Source organism: Endozoicomonas euniceicola (assembly GCF_025562755.1).
Classification (GTDB): domain Bacteria; phylum Pseudomonadota; class Gammaproteobacteria; order Pseudomonadales; family Endozoicomonadaceae; genus Endozoicomonas_A; species Endozoicomonas_A euniceicola.
Genome location: NZ_CP103300.1, coordinates 4,387,172 through 4,408,312 on the forward strand (window position 1 = coordinate 4,387,172; position 21,141 = coordinate 4,408,312).

A 21,141-nucleotide genomic window follows, 5' to 3' on the forward strand; every position below is an offset into this window, starting at 1 on the left:
GAATTGGTATGGCTGAGTTTGATCGCAATCAGCTGGCGATTTCCATCAACCTGATTAATCAACAGGTTGATAGCAAGCTGCACATCCCATCGCTGTCCGCATTCACCGCCGTTTTTCTGTCTACCCAGGCCCAGGCAGCCGGGCATGATATACAGGCGGATTCGAACTTTACTAAAGTCACTTCAGCTAATTCGGTTCATACCATTACCTCCGACAAACGATCGGGCACCAATGCGATCAATGTGTTCAATAAGTTTGTGGTGGGCGAATCCAATGTCGTTAATCTTCAGGTGCCGAACGATGCCAGCAAACTGGTGAATATTGTTCGGGGCAGTTCTGCACCGGCCGTTCATGGCATTTTAAACAGCTACAAAAACGGGACGTTGGGAGGCGATGTTGTTTTCGCCAGCTCTGCCGGGTTTATTGTCGGTAAAACCGGGGTTGTGAATGTTGGTCAGTTGTCGGTTAAGACTCCTTCAGAAACTGAATTAAATGCGCTGGTCAGCGGTACGGAAGCGGTCGCGGATAATATTAACAGTCTTTTGAACAATAGTTTTGCGGTATCACCGGCCGGGACAGTAAGAATCTCAGGTAAGGTTAATGCGGCATCGGGTGTGGATATTTTCGCCAACACCGTAGAGATTGATAAGGATGCCATTGTGATTTCAGGTAATGCCGCAGCGGCTACCGGAGTCAGTGGTTATGGTGTTAATGGTGACTTCACAGCGGTTAACCTGGATGACCTGACGATTCCAACGGAGCTAAAGGTTGACGGGGGAACCATTGTTCTCAAGGCGGCCAGTAGTGCTGCCAACGCCATTAATCTGTCGGGTGATTTATACGCCGATGGTGGTTTTACCTTTACTGCGGACAATATCACCGTAAATTCTGAAGCCGTGCTGGACGCTCGGGATGCGGCAGACCTGTCCTCTTCAGGCAGTATCCAGTTTCTTGCTGAGGGTAACGATAGCACCACCTTGAATTTAAACGGCTCCGGTAACAAGGTTATTCTGGAAGCGTCGTCTGCCTCAACACCGGAGACAAATAGTTCTGGTATTTCGCTGATTGGCGCAGTCACCTCCGATGGCTCTGTGAATGTCACGGCTGACCGGTTTCAGTCAAACCGGAGCAGCTCTGTTGATGTTGAAGGCTCCATCACGATTACGGCTGACTCCAATGTCAGTGTCAGTGGTGGGCTGGCGGCAGAGTCTGGTATTACCATTAACTCAAAAGATATTGACCTTAATTCCGGCAGCATGCTGGATACCCGCAACAGTGATGACTCTGCCCGTGGTGATGTAGCGCTGACTGCCAGAGTCAGTGAAGCCATTGGTATTGGCGTGGTTAGCTCGACAACCTCCATTGACATGGATGGTACGGTTTACGGCAACCATATTACTGCTAAAGCCGAATCAACCGCCGCCAGCTCTTTTTATGAAGACCCCGGCTCAAGCGTTGGCATGATCAGTGCCGGTGTCCTGGCTGGTGCGACGGTGTTCGTTATGGATGCCACAGCGGATGCCACGGTTAACGTAAACGGCAATGCCAATATACAGGCCAGCGGTAATGTTGAGCTGGCTTCAGAAGCCCATGCGATCACTGATGCCTCAACCATCACTTTAAATGGCCGAACCGCGTCGCTGGCTGCCGTTTACGCTGACAGCGACGCGACCAGCACCACCCATGTTAAACAGGGAGCCACTGTTCAGGCAGGAGGCAACCTGGATGTAACAGCCCATAATGAAGCCTATGTGTCAGCGTCGGCGCTGGATGTGGTCGCAGACGACAGTAACCAGCTGGTGATTGCCGCAGCGGCGGGTGTCGCTGATGTTGATGCCACTGCGAAAATAGACTCCGGCGTCACACTGGATGCGGATAATCTGGTGGTGGCCGCTGAAAACCAGAACTACTTCTATGTTTCAGCCAGTGCCTATGGCCTGAAAAATACCCGCTATGGTATTGCCGTTGCGGTGGGTGATTTTGATACCAGCGCTACGGCGGAACTGGGCAGCAGCATTGGCAGTAACAGCGACAAAGTCGGCAATGTCACCATTACCGCTCTTGACCGGACGCTGAACCAGCGGGTGCATTCAGGGGTTACTGTTGGCAGTAACCTTCTGGCACGAACGGTATTTTCCCAGGGGGTTGCGGGCTTATCGGCCATACAGAATGGCGTGAACAGCCAGATCAATAAATACCTCCCGGTGGGTGAGTCCGTACCAAAAGGCGACAATGGGAAGGTTGATTTTAAAGGTGGTCTGGCCTTCTCCCTGAACCTTTCCGATCACGAAGCCTATAGTTACCTAGGTACGAATAAAAGTGGTCAGTCGTCTGCTCCCTCGGTGAATGCTTCAGGCAATGTACTGGTGGCTAGCCAGACCGATCTCGGCTCTGATGACAACTCGGTAGCCGGTGGTAATGATAATGGGTCGCTGGGAGGTGATCAGGGCGGGTATCGAACCTCTGCCGAGGCAGCGGTTTCGTCGCCTGCCCAGGAGAGCGGTCAAACCAACAAGACTGATAAAGCACTGGCGCTTGCCCTGAACTTTGCTATAAACGACAGTGACTCGATTGCTGAAATCGGTGATTCGGTCACTATTGACGCAGCAAATGTGGGTGTACTTTCCGCCCAGCACATGCCCATTGTCTCCACCTATGACAAGTGGGACACCTTCAACGATGTGATCGGCAAATTTAATGGTGTTGGCGGATTGCAGAATAATATTCTGACATCGTTTGCCAACTCAGGTTCTTCTGCGGATAAAGAAGCTTATGGCGGTTCCATTAATGTTGTCTGGAATGATTTTGACACCAAGGCCTGGATTGGTGATCACGCCAATGTTACCACCACTGGCACAGGCAGCTGGAGTGCCAGCCGCAAGGTAAAGGCCAACAGTCAGGTTCAGGGGCTGTTTACCAAAGGCAAGGTATTTTCGGACATCAATTATAACTTTTCCTTCACGGACTCTGTGACGGTAAAAGCCTATAACCTGATGGAAACCGTTAATCTGGCAGGGAATCTGGGCTCCCTTGGGTTAATTCCTAACGCTAATGGCACCAATGAGAAAGGTAAGTCTGTCGGCGGTTCCATTACCTATGTGCAACAGGCCGGTCAGGCGGTGGCAGGCATTGGCAAAAGCACCGTTAACGCTTCAGGCAATGTGGGCATTTATGCGGAAACGGATGAACGACACTTTCTTGTTACTCCCTCGTCAGGACAAGGCAGGGGAACGGGTACCAATGGTGCGGTGGGCATTCTCAACTCTGAAGTATTGACCCATGCTTCACTGAGTAATCTCGCCGGGTTGCAGGCGGACAAGCTGATTCTTATCGCTGACCATGAGTTCGGAAACTGGGCAGCGGCAGGTGCCTTTAACTGGTCTGACCAGTCAGCGGTTGGCGTTGCTGTTGCTGCGAATATATCCCAGGGGGATACCAAGGCGTTTATTGGCGATAATCGGGACGAGTACAAAAAGGTAAAATTCCAGAACAGTAACAATGAAGATGATCCCAGGCCTTCACCCTCTTCCCCGGCTCCTGATCCAACCAAAGGTATTGTTGTCAATTCGGTCACCGTCCGTGGACGAGCCTCTGGAACCAATGGTTCTCTGGCAGTGGCTGGTGCGGTCACCACTGAACCTTCTACAGAGCCGGGCATCGGAACAAAACTTGAGGGCTGGTATAACGGGCTCTCTTCTAAAGTGGCGGCCAATTACACCGGAGCAAACGGCAGTGGCAGTGACTCTTCAATAGGTCAGTCATCGCAAAGTGGCAAGAATGACTCCGGCAACGATTCCGGTAACGATTCTGGTAAGAGTAGCGCTCAAGTGGCTTCTGACCAGACCGGGATGACCGGGGCGGGCAGCTTCACGGTTTCTGTCAATAATATCGATGCCAAAGCAATGGTAGACGGTGCGGTCATCTCGGGTCACAGCAATGGCGGCGGTCATAATGATGTAGACGTCGAAGTGCAGGCACTGGAGAAAGTGATTTCTGCCAGCGCTACCGGCTCAGCCGCCTTGTCCTTACTGGGCGCACAGTCACCAACGAATCAGAACACTATTGCCGGTGCAATCTCTTACCAGATCAGCTTTAACGATGCCCTGGCATGGATTACTAACTCTACGATTTCCCATGCGGACGATGTCAGTGTGCAGGCTCTGCATGGTGGAGAACTGACGTCTGTGGCGCTGGCTCTCTCTGTTACCAAACCGGATCAGTTGTCGGTTCTGACCAAAAATGGTGCACTGTCCATTTCCGGTGCGCAGATATACGACGGCACTTCAGCAAGGGTTCAGGGTTCCAGCATCAGTTCCAACCAGGGAGCTAATAACGATCTGGAAGTTTCTGCCTATAACAACAGTTATGTAGGCGTCGGTGGTGGTTCACTGTATGCCGGCGGCAAACAGGGAGCCGGTCTGGCTATTACCTTTGCCGAAATTAATGACCCTTCGGCGATTCCCGGAAATGCCAATCCGGATGGTAATAATGTCTTGAGCAGCGCCTATGGCGAAGATGTCTACAACGGTGCAGCCACAGAAGCTATCGTCGATTTTAGTGGCAATACCCGAAGCTATTTAAACGATTTTGACCGTATTGATATCAGCGCCAGAAGCCTGAATCGTATTGGTATTGGTGCAGCAGGCATCGGCTATAACAATAATCTTGATAACTCGCTTGGCTTCCTTGGCAGCTTTGCCATTGGCTCCATAGGCGCTGATACCAAAACCCTGCTGAAAGGAACAGACATTACCAATGCGGGCATTGTGAATGTGAATGCCAGCGGTGAAAAAGACGGTACGCTGGATAGCATTCTCAGCAGCCTTGGCAGCAGCGCTATCAATAAGGATTTTGATTTCAGTGGTGAAGCGGCCATGGACAATACCAATGTCCACACCACCGATGATGGCAGCGGTTCCACCTACAGCTATTCCACCGAAGGCAAACGCATTATTGCCGTGTCAGGTGTCGTTCAGGCTGGCAAGAAAAACCTGGGTATTTCCTACGCCCATGCGGACGTTAAGAGTGAAACGAAAGCCCGCATTGAAGACGTTAATATCAACAGAAATGACTCTGCCGCGGAAGTGAATGTTAATGCCCGGGACAATACTCTGCTTTACAGCGTAGCCATTGGTGTTGGCGTGGGGACTGGTGGATTTTCAGGGGTAGGTTCCGTTGCCGTGAACCGGCTGAACAATCAGATAGCCGCAGAAATTGGCGACTGGAACGGAGTGGATAAAGGCATCATTAATGCCAGTCAGCTGTCTGTTATTGCCCAAAATGATATGGACCTGATAAACGTCGCAGGTTCCGTTGCTGTTGCCAGTGGTCAGGGCGGGGCTACCGCTGGTGGTCTGGCAGTGGCTCTGAATCTGGTGGGAACTGATGAGCATTCAACCAGAGCCCGCATCAGCAACACGACACTGAAGGTCGATGGCGACCTGAGTGTCCGCGCGTTGAGTGGCACATCCGGAAATCATAATCTGCTGGTGGGTAATGCCATTGCCATTGGTGCCAGTCTTGGGCAGAGCGGGATTGGTTTTGCCGGTGCTATTGCCACCAATAATGTGGATCAGAGTATCGAGGCAGGCATTAAAGATATTGCCACCAACCGAAGTGCCGATGCGGATGCCAATAACGGCGGCGATGTGATTGTTCAGGGACAGGATTATACCGACAGCGTGGCTACGGCATGGATGGGCGCTGGTTCGGGCAACGGTTCCGCCGGAGGTGTTGCGGTTGCCACCAACCGGGTCGATTCTGATGTGACGGCTGAAATTCTGGGCAACAGTGGCAACCCCGGCAGCACCACCCTGAAAGCTCAAAATGTAATAGTCGATGCCTTTCGTCGAAACTGGCTGCTGACCATTGATGCTGGTGTGGCGGCTTCTAAACAGGTGTCGTTAGCCGGGTCAGTGGGAACCGGTATCATAGACGGCGATGTGACAGCAAGAATTGCCAGCGATGCCCGTATTGAGGCCTGGAACAATGTGCTGGTCAATGCCGATGCGCTCAGTGTCAACCTGGTGGGCAGTGGTGCGGTGGGTATCGGACTGGACAGTGGCGCCGGGGCGGTTGCTATCTCAACGGCCATGGAATATGGCAAAACGGAAGCCTACATTGATGATGCTGTGGTGATCGCTAAAGGCAAGGGCAGCACCATGCAGGTGGATACCGGCGACCTCAAGGGGTATGGCAATCTGCCAGACCTTTCTACGGCCGGCGATGACTCAAATCCCGATGCAGTGTCCATGGGCGACCTGACCTCCGGCTTTGACCTGCTCTCTGTGGAACGTACTAAAGAAAACGTCAATGGTCTGGTGGTCAATGCCACATCCAGAACCAAACAGCGAGCCATTACCGTTAGCGGCGCAGGTGGCAAAACCGTTGCCATTAACGCCAATGTTGCTACCAATGGCACTTACAATGCCACCAAAGCCTATATCAAAAACGCCACTATTAACTCCGGTGTCAGTAATGAAAGCGGTGCCGACGTTTATGTCCGGGCTAATGCCCATGAAGCCGGACTGGCTGTTTCAGCCGGTATTGCGGTTTCCGGGGGAGGGGAGGCTGCTGGTGCCGGTGTCGGTGGCTTTTCCACGAATGCCCAGAAGCGTTCCAGTGAAGCGACGGTTGAAAATTCCACCGTCAATGCTGACAAGCTGACTATTGACGCCAATAGCTCGAAACTGGCGCAGGCGGTTTCTGCCGGTGTGGCGGCAGGGCTGGGAACCACGGGGGGGCTGGGTGGCGCTGCTTCGGTGGTGATTACTGAACAGGCAGGAAATACCAGGGCATGGCTGCGGGGTGGTACGACCACTGCGGGACAGGTACTGGTGGTGTCTGACCGTCGTCAGGAAGCCAATGTCGCGGCAGGAGCTGCGGGTATTGGTACGACAGTGGGCGTCGGTATCGGGTTGGCGGTTAATATTGTTGGCGGTGATTCCAAGGCCATTATTGGTAATGACCTGAACGACGATGGTGATACACGCACAACGGCTGTTAATGCGAATACGGTCACCGTAGACGCTGACCGTGTTGCCAGTGCTAAAAGCTATGTCTTCGGTGCCGGACTGTCCGGCAGCTATGGGGTTGCTGCCATGGTCAATACCACGGAATTCCGTGGTGAAACCCGTGCTGCCATTCATGGCTACCTCAAGAACAATAACCTGACCACTGACCTCCGTGGCCGTGATGGCAGTTCAGCCGCAACCAATGTCACGGTGAATGCTCAGGAGTTTCAGGATGCTGATCAGTGGGCGGCAGGCATTGGCGCAGGTGCCAGTGTGGGTGTGGGCGCAGTGGCCAATGTGGTGCTGGGGCGTTCGCAGGTTTACAGCGAAGTGGTGGGTTCGGACATCAAAGCCGGTACGCTGGATCTTGACGCCAATGCCCAACGCAAATCACGCCTGATCAGTGTGGCCGGTGGGGCTTCTACCAATGTAGCGGCAGCGGTCAGCATCGGCGTGGCGCTTTATGGTCAGGGCGACACCACCGCAGAAGATGGCACCAATGCCGAAAATGAGTTTGACCCCAGCCGCAATGAAGCGAATACCGTTCTGGCAGCGGATACCGCCGCTTATAACCGACACCTGTCTGATGAAGACCTGGCAGCAATATCAGCAGATTCGGGTGTAACTATTGAACGCAGCGGTACGCCTGCTACCTCAACGACGACAGAGTCTGGTAAGTCCCTGAAACTCAGTGGCGAAAGTGTCACCGCTGCCCGTATCAGCGGTGGCGAAATTGATGTGGATACACTTAACGTCAATAGTCGTGCATTGCAGCACAGCTATCAGGGATTGGGGGCTGCACAGGCCAGCTCTGTCGGTATTGCTGGCGTAGTGGGCATCAGTCGTTCTTATGAAATGAATATCGCTACCGTTGATAGCAATATCAAGGCGGGCAACGCCGTTATTGGTGCCAGTCTGGAAAATGCCAGTGCGGACGATGCGGCGCTGGAAATGAAGAGTTTTATCGTGGGGCTGGGTGGTACCAGCGTGGTGGTCAACTATAACGATGCCCGCAGTGAAAACCGGGTAGTGGCTGGTATTAACTCGGTTGAAGGAAACGACACTGGAAACCTTGAAGTCACGGCAACGGATGCCACTGAAATCCGTCTGGGCGATGTAGACAGTGGTAAGCCATCGTCGGCTACCGACGGTAACTTCAACCTGAATATTGGTGCGGCGGCGATTGGTGTCAGCATCGGTTATGCCAAAAAGAACAGCGATATCGATGCCTGGATGGGGGAGACCGGCCAGCTGGTGGATGGGTTTAACAGTCTCTCCGTTTCTGCCCTGAATAAAGGGATGATCAAGAGTACCAACTTTGCCCTGTCTGGTGGTCTGATCGCCGGTGTGCAGGGGGTGGTGACTCAGGCTTATGATGACTCCAGCGTAAAGTCGGCGGTGTATGGCACCATTGATACCGGTTCAGCATCCGGTGTCGTTGATATTACTGCACAGTCTGCGCCCGAGCTTTATTCCAGTGCCTATGGTGTCACGGTGGGAGCGGGGGGCTCCATGGGTGGCTCCTTCGCATATGCGGTTACGGAGACCAAAGCGGAAGCGGAAGTCGGCGACGGAACTATTTTCAATGGCAGTGGTAAGGTCGTTGTGCGCTCTGAAACGGGGAGCGGCGTGGATGGCTATGAGACGGCGCATGCCAGAGCCTTTGCCGCTTCCGGCGCACTGTTGCTGGGTGTTGCGGGCAGTGAAGCCAGGGCGACCAACCGGTCGCAGTCCATTGCCCGAATCGGTGATGGGGTTTCCATACCTTATTCTGATTTCTCTGTTTACGCTCGTCATACCGGGGTGCAGATTGCCGATGCCGACGGTTACTTTGTCGGACTGGTGGCGGGCGGTTATCAGACAGGCGTTGCTCAATCCTTTACCTCCAGCCGGGTTGAGTTTGGCAAGAATCCGATAGCGGCTCTGGAAAGAACCGGCAACCTGGTTCTGGACGCCAACAGCTATAACCAGAACCAGAGCTTTACCACAGCCGGCGGTGGTGGCTACTACTCCGGCAGTGCCGCTGAATCGGTGATGGACGCCGGAGACTATGGCAATGGCAAGTACTCCGCTGCGGTTCTTATAGAAGACTGGTCCGGCAATTATCGAATAGTGCCTGTGGATGCCGGAGGCGTTTATATTTCCGCTGCCAGTAAAACCGATTTCTTTGCCGGCACCGATTCAACCACGGTTTCTGTGGTGGGTGGTTCAGGTGCGACCTCGCTGGTGGAAGTGGACACTAATGCCAAAGTAGAGCTGGGCGAAAACGTCAGTTTCTCTGCCATGCAGGTGGATATTGATGCGTTCAACAGTGCTTACCAGATACAGAACCCTTACTACAGTGGCTTCACGTCGTCTATTCACGGTGCCGGAGGCGGTGCGGCTAACGGTACGGCGGGACTTTCTTACCAGAACCTGAAAAATCTTACCGCTGAAGTCATCGTGGGTAAAAACTCGGTTCTGAAGATATCTGACCTGGCCTGGCTCGACACTACCTACGACCACAGCATTATGTTGGATGCCAACACGGATTTCTTTGTATACGACGAATCCAAACTGGAAGTTGGCGGTGCTGTACAGGGAGCCGGGGCTGAATCCGACGTGGATGTAAAAACCCGCAACAAGATCTCTCTGTCAGAAGGGGTCAAGCTCTATAATCCGGCTGGCGAGATTGGCATTGGCACTTACTCCAGGGGGAGTGCGGTGTCTCAGGCTAATGTAACAGTCTGGGCTGCGGCAGGTGTCGTTGGTGGTGTCAGTACCGTTGATCTGGATATTCTTAATCAGGTCAATATCGGTAAAAACGTTAATATCAATGGTTATGGCAATGTCGGTATCTACAGTGGCCGGGGCAGTCAGTACTTTAATGAAAACCAGCTGACCGGTAATGCCCTCGCCAATGTCTATAACTGGACTCTGGTTCCCATCCCAGCTGGTAACAAGGCCAGATCCCATATCACCCTGAACAACAAGGTGGAGTTTGCGGATGGTTTCAACATAGGCTCCGACAGCCATGTGTTTATTGAAGCCAACGAAGGGCTGCTTAGCTCCACTCACAGAGGGGTTGAAAAGAACCCCTACCTGGAACTGTTCAGTTCCGAAACCAAATTTGGCAGCAGCGATACCAGCACCAGCAATATCCTGACCTTTAACGGCAGTGGTTCGGTAGTGGCAGGGCAGTACGCTTATCAGTGGGTTGAGATCAACACCAACGGCACCATCAGCAAGCAGCTCTATCGCTACGGTACGGCAGCACGTATGAACGATAAGTATTCCAGTCGTGCGGAACTGGAGGCCTATATTAAATCGTTGCAGGATCGTGTTGATCTGCTGGAGTCCTGGGACGGTTCCAGCATTGTGATTGATGGCGTGACGGTCAGTGATGGCGATGGTGAGGACACCAGCAGTTCATCCGGCACTGAGTCCGAGACTGTGGTGGATGGTGGTGCGAATCCGTATCTGGCAGAGATTGAAGAACTCAAGTCAGAAATTGTTTTGCTGTCGTCTATCGTCAATGACCTGTCTGCCAACCCGAACCACGCCATAAAAGTGGCGAATATTCAGGCGACAGCCGGTAACGTTAACCTGGTCGCTGACACCATCAGCCTGGCAGGCAGTAACAAGCCCACCTTTACCGCCAAAGGCGACGCTTATATCAAAGTAGACAACAAGACCGATGAACACCTGGTGCTGGAAAACCTGAGTATTACCAACCAGACCGGCGGTAACGTCTTTGTCACTGGCGGTGCTTCCCTGAGCAGCAGTTATGTGGTTGAACAGTCGTCCGCTAATACCGGTATCATCATCAGCCATGCGCCCACCGGGGCTAACTACCTGGACTCTGACGTTATTATCAATGGCGCTATTTCCAACCTGTTGTCCAGCGTCAATATTGATGTGGCAGAAGGTGACCTGATTCAACAGGCGACCATTGAAGCCAATGCTATCAACCTGAATGTTGAAAATGGCAGCTTGTTGCTGAACTCCGACAAGCCCCAGTCTTACGGGCGTGACCCCAAAGCGCTGGTCAATTACACCGCAGGCTGGAAACCATCGGCGGAAGGGTTTGTGCAGATTTACCTCAACGATAAGTACCGTACTGCCATTAACGCCACTGGCATCAATGACTTTAATAACTGGTTTACCGGTCGTGCCATTCGTCACACCGGAGACCAGAAGAGTTATTACCAGGGTGGCGGCTATGGCTACGACGAGATGAACATCTACTTCAACTGGGGCTTCAGTGACTCGGCGGAATATCACGGTAACGACGCAGTTGTGTTTGAAATGCGAACCAACAGTGGCAGCCGGGGCGGCAGCAAGTGGAAGTTCAAGCCGGTGCAGAATCAGCAGTCCAGCCTGAGCAGGAGCGCGACTTATCAACAGGTGAAAAATTCTCTGGGCTCCACCGGCACCCAGATTATTGGCGAGAAAGTGGTCATTAATGCTGAGCGTCTGGATATCAACGGCAAGATTATTGTGGGTACGGATAATTCATGGTCTGTGGATGTCGGTTCAGGGTTTGACAGCAAGATTGCGGAATATATAAGAGATGCCGGATTGTCTTCCGGTGATGTGGTGCATATTCGTCCCGGTGAGACTAAATCACTCTGGGTCAGGGACGCCCTCGGGTTTTATACCCGCAAAACCTATAACTTTGATGTGTCGTCTACAGGCGGCAGTGCCGGTATCGGGTTAACCTATGATATCAGTACCGGTAAGTTGAAAGCCGATGATATTCCGGTCAGTGGTGGCGGCTATGTCGCCATTCGCGCGCGTATCTCCTCTACCGGACAGGACGGCAATATCACCGTCAAAGATGGGCTGGGCCAAATCGATATCAACAACGATTCCAGCAAACAGCTGGTGCTGGGTACGATCAGTGCCGGGGATGATGCGACCGGTGTGATCCGTATTACTGACCTGAATAAGAGAAAGAATGGCAGTCATTACAGTGAATGGTTTGTCCACTCGCCCGGAAACCGGATCAGGCAATATGAAACCAGCGCCTGGTCTGTGAGTTATGACGAGTCCAACTATGTAAGAAGTCTTGGTGGTACGGGTACTACCTCGACCATGACGTATAACCCGCTGGCGGGGCAGCTGTTTTATATTCGTGAAGGTGCCACAGTCGCCCGGAGCTTCGATCCACCGGGAGAGAGTTCAGCACCCTACGATGGCAAGAGCATAGACGGTTACTTTGCAAAATACCCTAACACCCTTGGCAACTGGTATTACGAACAAAACTGGAATACCGAAACCAGTTATTACACCTCCTGTACCTATAAGCCGGAAGCCTGTGCAAACGGTACAGCCAGTAACTATCTGACCCAGGTGTACGACTATGGTGGTGAGAATGTCTGGCGGGTGAAGTGGGGGCTGAGCTACGACAAGTATTACGGCAGCAATATGACCAATGTTGACCCTCTGGTGAACGTTGCCTACCGGATGTGGATGGATGCCCATACTTATGTGAAGGCTGATAACCCTATTACCTTCCAGTTTACCGGGGCGGCCAATGGTTTTATTGACCTGACCTCCAAAGCCGGTATTGAGCTGACGGGTAATATTTATAACCCCAGTGGCAGCACCAATATCAGTACCCTTGGCAGTTTGCAGACATCCAAATCGACCGCTATTACCTCTGATATCACCACTCTGTCGTCAAGGGGCAGTATTGGCAGCCGGGATAATGCCCTGTCCATTATCACCGATGAGCTGGGTATGACCTCCACCCACGGCTCTCTCTTCTTTAATGTAACGGGTGCCGATGGTGAGGTTGAGTTACGCCATCTGAAGGCCAGGTACGACATTGTTGGTGTGTTTGATAAGGGCATAGTGGCGAAAGACAGCAGCACCATTATTCAGTCAGACCAGCTGGATCTGACCAGCTCTACCGGTGGCATTGGTAAGGTAGGCACCATTGGTAATACCAGTTCTTACCAGTTTATTAATATTTCCACTGCTGGGGCTGTGAAGCTTAACGCCGCTACGGATATTGCCGTCAATCAGGCCAGTGGTGATCTGGAGTTATACAGTGCCAATGCCAGTGAAGAAGTGGTGATTAAACTGGGTAATGGTCGTCTGACCAATGGTATTGGCCGACTGGATAAGACGGATGAAGAGCTGGCCTACGACGCTTCGGTCTGGGACAGCCTGAACCTGCTGAGTGACGATGCAGGTGCCGTAACGGTGTCGTCTTATGAGAACCAGTTTACCCATAAATACCACACTTACTGGATGCTCAAACAGAGACTGTCGGACGACAGTGATGCAGGTTTTACTATTGAACCTGCTTTTGTTGAAGCGCTTAAGCTGCGTTATGTGGTAGTCGATGAAGCTTTGCTCACCGATACCATCAAGGCAGAATACCAGGGACTTGAGCAATGGTTTGCCGACCAGACCGCAGTGGCTGATGTATACGTTAAGCCTGAGGATGCTGTGGGTATTGAGCAGAAAGGTACGCTTCTGGGTTATGACTACGGCAACTTACTAACCGGCAGTTACGATAAGGACTATCAGCTGACGTTGGCAAAAGACTCCAGCTGGTACACCAATATGGTCGAAGGCGCGCGCTGGAAGCAGAGTCAGCTGGATATCAGTATCTCTTCCACCGCCCTGAATGGAGATGCCTCCAGCCAGATCACCAACCGTGACGCCAATATTACGGCGTCTGCCGTACACCTGATAGCCAGCGGTGGCAGTGTCGGCGAGAACCTCAGTGATCTGGTTTTCAGTATCAAACGTGATGGCACAGGCAGTATTACGGATGCCCAGAAATCTGCCCTGTTGGCAGCCGGTGCCGGGGATATTTCAACCGAGGTGACAAAGGACTCTGTTACTTTCCGGGTGAAGCAGGTCGACCCTATCAAGATTGATGTGTCGGGAGAGCTTTATGCTGCGGCCACCGATGAGATTTATATTGAATCAACCGACAGTCTGACCATCGGGCATTTGTCTTCAGCCAATAGCGACATACGGCTAATTGTGGATGGTTCTATTGGTGCTAAAACCGGTTTGACCAATATCATCGCCCGTGACCTCTATCTTTCCAATACCCAGGGCAATATTGGCTCGAAGAGCGGTGCGGTTAAATTCGATCTTTCCGGAGCTTTGCGTCAGGCAGGGGCAGCATCGGATATGTATCTTCATCACCTGAACGGTGACCTCTATCTCGGTGCTGTCAGTGCCGGTGGGCTGCTGTCTGTCTATAACAATAACGACTTGCTGGCTTACGACAGTAACAGTTTTGTTGCTGCCGACACATTTAATCTTGATGTTGATAGCCACAATATCGGTACCAGCACAAATGCACTGAACCTGATTATGTCAGGCACAGGTGGTTTTAACGGGGATGCAGGCAATGCCTGGCTCAATGTAAAAGACACCAGTCTGTTTACTCTGGATCAGGTCGATATTGATAACCACCTTGATCTTACCAGTGTCGGTGGTCTGGATATTCAGGGTGATCTTAATGCAGGTAGTCTGACACTGGATGTGCTGGGCAATATCAGCTCGGGTGATAACCTGCGGATGCAAGTCAGTAACGTGATGAACGTTGATGGGGCGGCTATCAATCTGGATGGTATCCATACGACAGCTGGCGAGGCACATATTTATGCCCGAAGTGGCGCACTGACTGTTGGTGATTTAACCGCAGTTAAAGGCCCGTTAACCCTGCTGGCCAATGGTCAGTTAAACATCAAGGGCGATGTGTTAACGCAAGCTGGAAATCTGGTGGCAGACGCTCAGATTATAGCCATGGACAGTCAGGCAACCGCAGGCAGTGCGGCCAATATGACCCTGACCGCTTCAGAGTCCATGAACCTCTATAACCTTACGGCTGACCAGGGTAAGGCCATCCTGACCACATCAAACCACCTTGAACCCACTTATGGTGCGATCAGTGTTAACAACCTCAAGGCCAGAGAGGTTGAGATTAATGCTCAGACCTCGCTGACCCTGGGAAATCTGGACGTGGCTACCACCGCTACAGCAACCAGTGGCAGCGATACTATGGTCAGTACTGGCTCTGTATCCACCGGAAATTTCAGCATAACTTCGGCAGCTGACCTGATCCTGAATGGTGATATTACCAGTGAACAGGGTTCAATTATTCTCAGGGGACAAAAGGATCTGTACGCAAATCGTCGTATACAGGCCAGCAGGGATGTTGATATTGATGTGCAAAATGCACTGAACCTGGCTGCCAGCCAGACCATCGCTTCCGGTGATAAAACAACACTGAAGGCGACCGGTATCAATATGGCGGCAGGCAGTTTGGTGGATGCAGAAGGGCAGTTAAGTATTGAGTCAGACTCCCTTATTTTGGAAGGCGGCAGTTCACTGGATGCTTCGGGTGCGATGACATTGATTAATAACTCAATGTCCATGGCCTCCGGTTCGGTATTGAAGTCACTGGATAATATTGCGTTGACAACAGCTCAGGCAGCAACGCTTAATCAGCTGCAAGGCGGCAAGGCTATAAACGTCACTGTCGGCGGACCACTGGTGGTGAATAGCTCGATCAGCGCAGGGGATTCTTTGTCGCTTAAGTCTGATAATGGTTCCGCAACCGTGAATGGTGATGTGACGGTTCTGAATAACATCATTGTGAACAGTAAAGGGCAGAGCACTTTTAACGGATTGGTAAAATCCAGTGCGGGGTCTTTCAAATTTACCGGCGAAGATGGCCTGTTCATTAATGAAGGGCTTGATATCAAGGCTGGTATTGAAATAGATGCCAGTCATTCAGTGAATCTGGCTACGGGTAAAACCGTTGCCTCTAGAGCAGATACCCGAATCAACGCCAGATCAATTCTGTTTGGACAGGGCTCACAACTGGACGTCGATGGGCAATTGGAACTGACCACCACCAAGGATTCAACGTTATTTAATATTGATGTTGCCGGAACCGCAGAGTTCAATACCGGCACTGATCTGTTGGTAAATGGCACTACAAAGGTAGGCGACACTCTAACTCTGAATAACGATGGCAACGCCACCTTTAACGATACGGTCACCGTAGGCAATGAATGGCAGGTTGACGTTGATGGAAGTCTGACGGCTAATGCGGCGGTTACGGTGAAGAAAGCTATCAATCTGTCGAGCATTGGTCAGTCCGCCATCTTTAACAATACGTTGACCAGCAATCAGGGGAGCCTGACGGTTAACGCAGGTGATGATCTGACCTTTAACGATGATGTGTCCATTAATGACACGGTTAATCTGATCGTCACCGATCAGGTAGCGTTGGCGGCGGGTAAGATGTTTTACTCAGGTGGCAACGCAACAATCTCCTCCACCAGTTTGAACTTTGCTGATCAATCCAACCTGGATGTGGACGGCGCTCTGAACTTCACCACCACCAAGGATTCAACGTTATTTAATGTTGATGTTGCCGGCACCGCAGAGATCAAAACCGGCACTGATCTGTTGGTAAATGGCACTACAAAGGTAGGCGACACTCTAACTCTGAATAACGATGGCAACGCCACCTTTAACGATACGGTCACCGTAGGCAATGAATGGCAGGTTGACGTTGATGGAAGTCTGACGGCTAATGCGGCGGTTACGGTAGAAAATGCCATCAACCTGTCGAACATTGGTCAGTCCGCCACCTTTAACAGTACGTTGACCAGCAGTCAGGGTAATCTGACGGTTAATGCGGGTGATGATCTGACCTTTAACGATGATGTGTCCATTAACGAGACAGTTAACCTTACCGTTACCGATCAGGTAGCACTTGCGATAGGTAAGAAGCTTTACTCGGGTAGCAGTGCAACATTCTCCTCCACCAGTCTGAATTTTGCTGACCAATCCACCCTTGATGTGGGTGGAACTCTGAAACTAACCACCACCAAGGATTCAACGTTATTTAATGTTGATGTTGCCGGCACCGCAGAGATCACAACCGGCAGAGACCTGCTGTTAAACGGCACTGTTAATGTAAACGACACTCTGACACTGAATAACGATGGGAACGCCACCTTTAACGACACAGTCACCATAGGCAATGAATGGCAAGCTGACGTCGAAGGCAACCTGACTGCGAATGCGGAGGTTACGGTAGAAAATGCCATCAACCTGTCGAGCATTGGTCAGTCCGCCATCTTTAACAATACGTTGACCAGCAATCAGGGGAGCCTGACGGTTAACGCAAGTAATGATCTGACCTTTAACGATGATGTGTCCATTAATGACACGGTTAATCTGATCGTCACCGATCAGGTAGCACTGGCGACAGGTAAGAATCTTTACTCGGGTAGCAGTGCAACATTCTCGTCCACCAGTCTGAATTTTGCTGACCAATCTACCCTGGATGTGGACGGTGCTTTGAGCCTCACCACCACCAAGGATTCAACGTTATTTAATGTTGATGTTGCCGGCACCGCTGATATCACAACCGGCACTGACCTGCTGTTAAACGGCACTGTTAATGTAAACGACACTCTGACACTGAATAACGATGGCAACGCCACCTTTAACGATACAGTCACCGTAGGCAATGAATTGCAGGCTGACGTTGATGGAAGTCTGACGGCTAATGCGGCGGTTACGGTGGAGAAAGCTATTAACCTGTCGAACATTGGTCAGTCCGGCACCTTTAACAGTACGTTGACCAGCAGTCAGGGTAATCTGACGGTTAATGCGGGTGATGATCTGACCTTTAACGATGATGTGTCCATTAACGAGACAGTTAACCTTACCGTTACCGATCAGGTAGCGCTGGCGGCGAGTAAGACGTTTTACTCAGGCGGCAACACAACGGTGAATTCCGCCAGCCTGACTATGGGTGATACAGCCATATTGGAAACCGTTGGTAACTCAATCCTGACCACTTCCGGCGATCAGTCATTGGCGACACTGATTATTGGTGGGGCTCTGGATACTGATAGCACTTCAGGCTCTGTTGCCTTCCGCGAAAATGTAACGGTTCAGAAAGCCATTACTATTGATGCAGCGAGTGAAGTCACTCTGGCTGCTCAACAGGCTATCAAAGCAGATTCTTTTGCCATTGGCTTTCTGCAAACCTCTGGCGCTGACAGCTTTTCGATGGGGTCTAACTCAACCCTGACCACAACCGGTCAGACTCTGGTTTATACCCGTGGTGATCAATTGCTTGGACAGTTGTCGTCTGATTCCAGTGAAGAGGCATTTATTCTGAAAACCTCCACTGGTGCGATCAATGGGCGCACTGACTTGAATATTGCCGAAGGCGAACGTCACCTTAGAGCAACCCAGAGAGTTGGCTGTGATTCCGCAGGAAACAACTGTAGTGGTGCAAAGGCACTGCTGGAAGCCGCAACGGGTATAGGTGATCCTCTGGTGGTAGACCTGCCCTGGCTGTCAGCAGGAACGGATGAAGGGGATATCAATATTATTGCTTCTTCTGATTTGCATGCCAGCCTGCTGCGGGCCACCAACGGCAATATTTATATGACCACACTGGGCTATCTGGAAATTGAAGAACTGATTGGAACACCCTGGCTGCTGGTTAATGACTTCCTGTTTGCTGATCGCATGACCCTTGACCGGGGGGGAGTCAGCGCCAGAGAAAGTGTGCGGGTTAATAACATGACCATGACGGATTCTGGCCCGCTGGCGGTCTACGCACCTACCATCAACCTGACTATTGATGGTGGTGGCGCCGCTGAGACGCTAATGGCGATGGGGGGCTTTAACGAAACTCTGTCGTTGGCTTCTGACGCCAGAAGTTATTACCAGAACCTTGAAGTACTGTCGTTTGTTCCTTCTGTCGATGCTGATGATGTTGTAGTTGACCTCTCTAATTCTGATCAACTGCATATTACCAGCCTGTTGACCAAGGGCGGAGCCATGCGTATGACAGGGAATTTGCTGATCGACACAGCCACTGTTACGACGGAAGAAGGGTATAACTGGTCGCTAATAACAGGCTTTGGCTCCGACACCGGGTTAAGCATGGACTTGAACAACTCCAATGGGGGAGCCATTGATGTTGATGGTCAGTTTATGACCCCGTTTGGTGCGTTCTGGATGGCAGTAGAGGGCATTAATGTCACCACCAATGCCCAGTTCACCCGTTATCGTTCACCCCTATTGCTGACTTACAAGGGGCAGCAGGATAATCCGCAGGTAGCAGGGTTGCCGGAATCGTTTTACCGACTTAGTGTGGAGTACCAGAACGATATTAATACACAGGAAATCAGTTCCAATACGGAGACTCAGTATTTTCAGCAGGGTGATGGTGAGAATGATGAACAACTGATAACAGTGTCGGATGACTGGTTAGCCAATCTGCCTGCAACGGCAGCCGGTGATGATGGTTCTGAAAATGGTTCTGAAAATGGCTCTGGCAATAGACAGGGCGAATACTGGCTGATCACTGAGCCGGATGAAGAAGACGAGGAATCCTGAGTGAAGTTGAATAATAAAAATAATAAAGCGGTTAATCATTCTTCTAATCGATATTTGCAGACCCGATGTACAATAACCGCTGTTTTTTTGTCAGGCATTGCCATGCTTTGCCCTGGTCTCAGTGCAGAAACAAGGCCAGATCCTTCCGGTCAGGTTGGCAAGGATTTACTTCAGCAAAACCAGCGGCAGAAAGATAAAGTAGTGCAGGAAAAAAAGCCTGTTATCTCAGAAGAGGCTCTGCCTCAGCTGGAAGAGGATGGTGGTGTTGAGTTTTTGCTTAAAGGCATCCGTTTTTCCCGCTCAGCCCATTTAAGCAGGAATGAATTGCAGGCACTGGTGAAGCCTTTGCTGGGGCAGACGGTTACTTTTAATAAGCTGCAGCAACTGGTTGGTCAGATTAATCAGCTTTACCGTCAGAAAAATATTTACACATCGTTAGCCGTATTACCTGAACAGAAAATAGAAGACGGCATTGTCAGCATTCGGCTGGTTGAGGGCTCTGTTGGTGAGGTGATTTTTGCTGGCAATGAATACACGCCGGATGACTATTACAGGCAATGGGTGCATAGCCAGGATCATCAGGACAATATTGATGTCACTGAACTGGAGAATGATATCCAGTTCTACAATCGGGTGCATAACCAGCAATTGCAGGCTGAATTGCGAGCTGGCAAAGCCTTCGGTTTAACGGATATTGTTATTACCATTCCCGAGGCGCAACGCAATGCGTTCAGCGCTTTTCTCGATAACTATGGCTATGAAAGTACTGGCGAAACCCAGCTCAGCGGTTTGTATCAGCGGCAACATCTGTTCAGGGCCGGCGATAAGGGGCTGGCTTATGCACTGATATCCAGGGGTATCCGGTCGTTGAGTACCAGTTACAGCACGGTGGTAGGAACCGATGGCTGGCGGCTGGGGGGGAGCTTGCAGTATACCGATACCGACCTGAATACAGGCGACTTCAGCACACTGAAAGTAAAAGGCAGTACTATGCGATACGGGCTGGAAGCCAGCTATCTGGCGTATTCGGATGCAGAAAAATGGCTGACCTTGCTGGGAGCCGCCAGCAGTACCGGCTCAGAAAATAAGGTAGCCGGTGAAGAACTGTCGGATTATCAGACCCGGCAGTATCAGGCCGGTGTTGAGGGCAACTGGCTGGGCAACCGCTGGCAGGTCACTGGACGTTTATTGTATAGCTCGGTAGACAGCAGTGAGAAGGTGCTTGGGGCTGACCGGAAAATTACCCTGTATTCCCCCAGGGCCACTGCTATTTATAATTTCGATTCGCCATTCTACGCTTTAACGACGGTCGACGCTCAGTTGACTTCGGAAAAAGAGTTGCCTGGTGCAGTGTCGTTTTCTTTAGGTGGGCCATCCACACTCAGAGGCTATAAACCGGGTATTGCCAGCGGTGATAAGGGCTGGTATCAACAGCTGGAGTTGCATTATAACGGTTACCGCTATAATGAATTTCTGTTTGACCTCTATGCTTTTTACGACCATGGCCAGATAGAATCCCCCAGTGCCGAACAGAAAATGGAAGCAGCTGGAATAGGGGTAAATATTTCAGGGCATAAATGGCTTAGTCTGGACTTTGTGGCTGCCAATGCGTTGAAAGAAGTGGTGCCGGATCAGGACAATACCCGTATTTATGCCCGGTTAACCTGTAACTGCTGGCAGTAGTCAATAAAGCCATTGAACGTTTGAGTACTTTCTTTGTCTCAATCTG

At 51.2% G+C, this 21,141-nt stretch carries 2 protein-coding genes; both read left to right on the forward strand.

Features of this window, described 5'->3' with window-relative positions; genetic code table 11:
- Nucleotides 1-8: 8 nt before the first annotated feature.
- Nucleotides 9-19,412, forward strand: a complete 19,404-nt coding sequence (locus tag NX720_RS17640) for a leukotoxin LktA family filamentous adhesin (protein WP_262596330.1) — start codon at nucleotides 9-11, stop codon at nucleotides 19,410-19,412.
- Nucleotides 19,413-21,095, forward strand: a complete 1,683-nt coding sequence (locus tag NX720_RS17645) for a ShlB/FhaC/HecB family hemolysin secretion/activation protein (RefSeq protein WP_262596331.1) — start codon at nucleotides 19,413-19,415, stop codon at nucleotides 21,093-21,095. It abuts the gene before it with no gap.
- Nucleotides 21,096-21,141: the final 46 nt, after the last annotated feature.

What these genes read in the sequence shown, in the direction of transcription:
- NX720_RS17640 (WP_262596330.1), top strand. Translation starts at nt 9, where the DNA reads ATGGCTGAGTTTGATCGCAATCAGCTGGCGATTTCCATCAACCTGATT.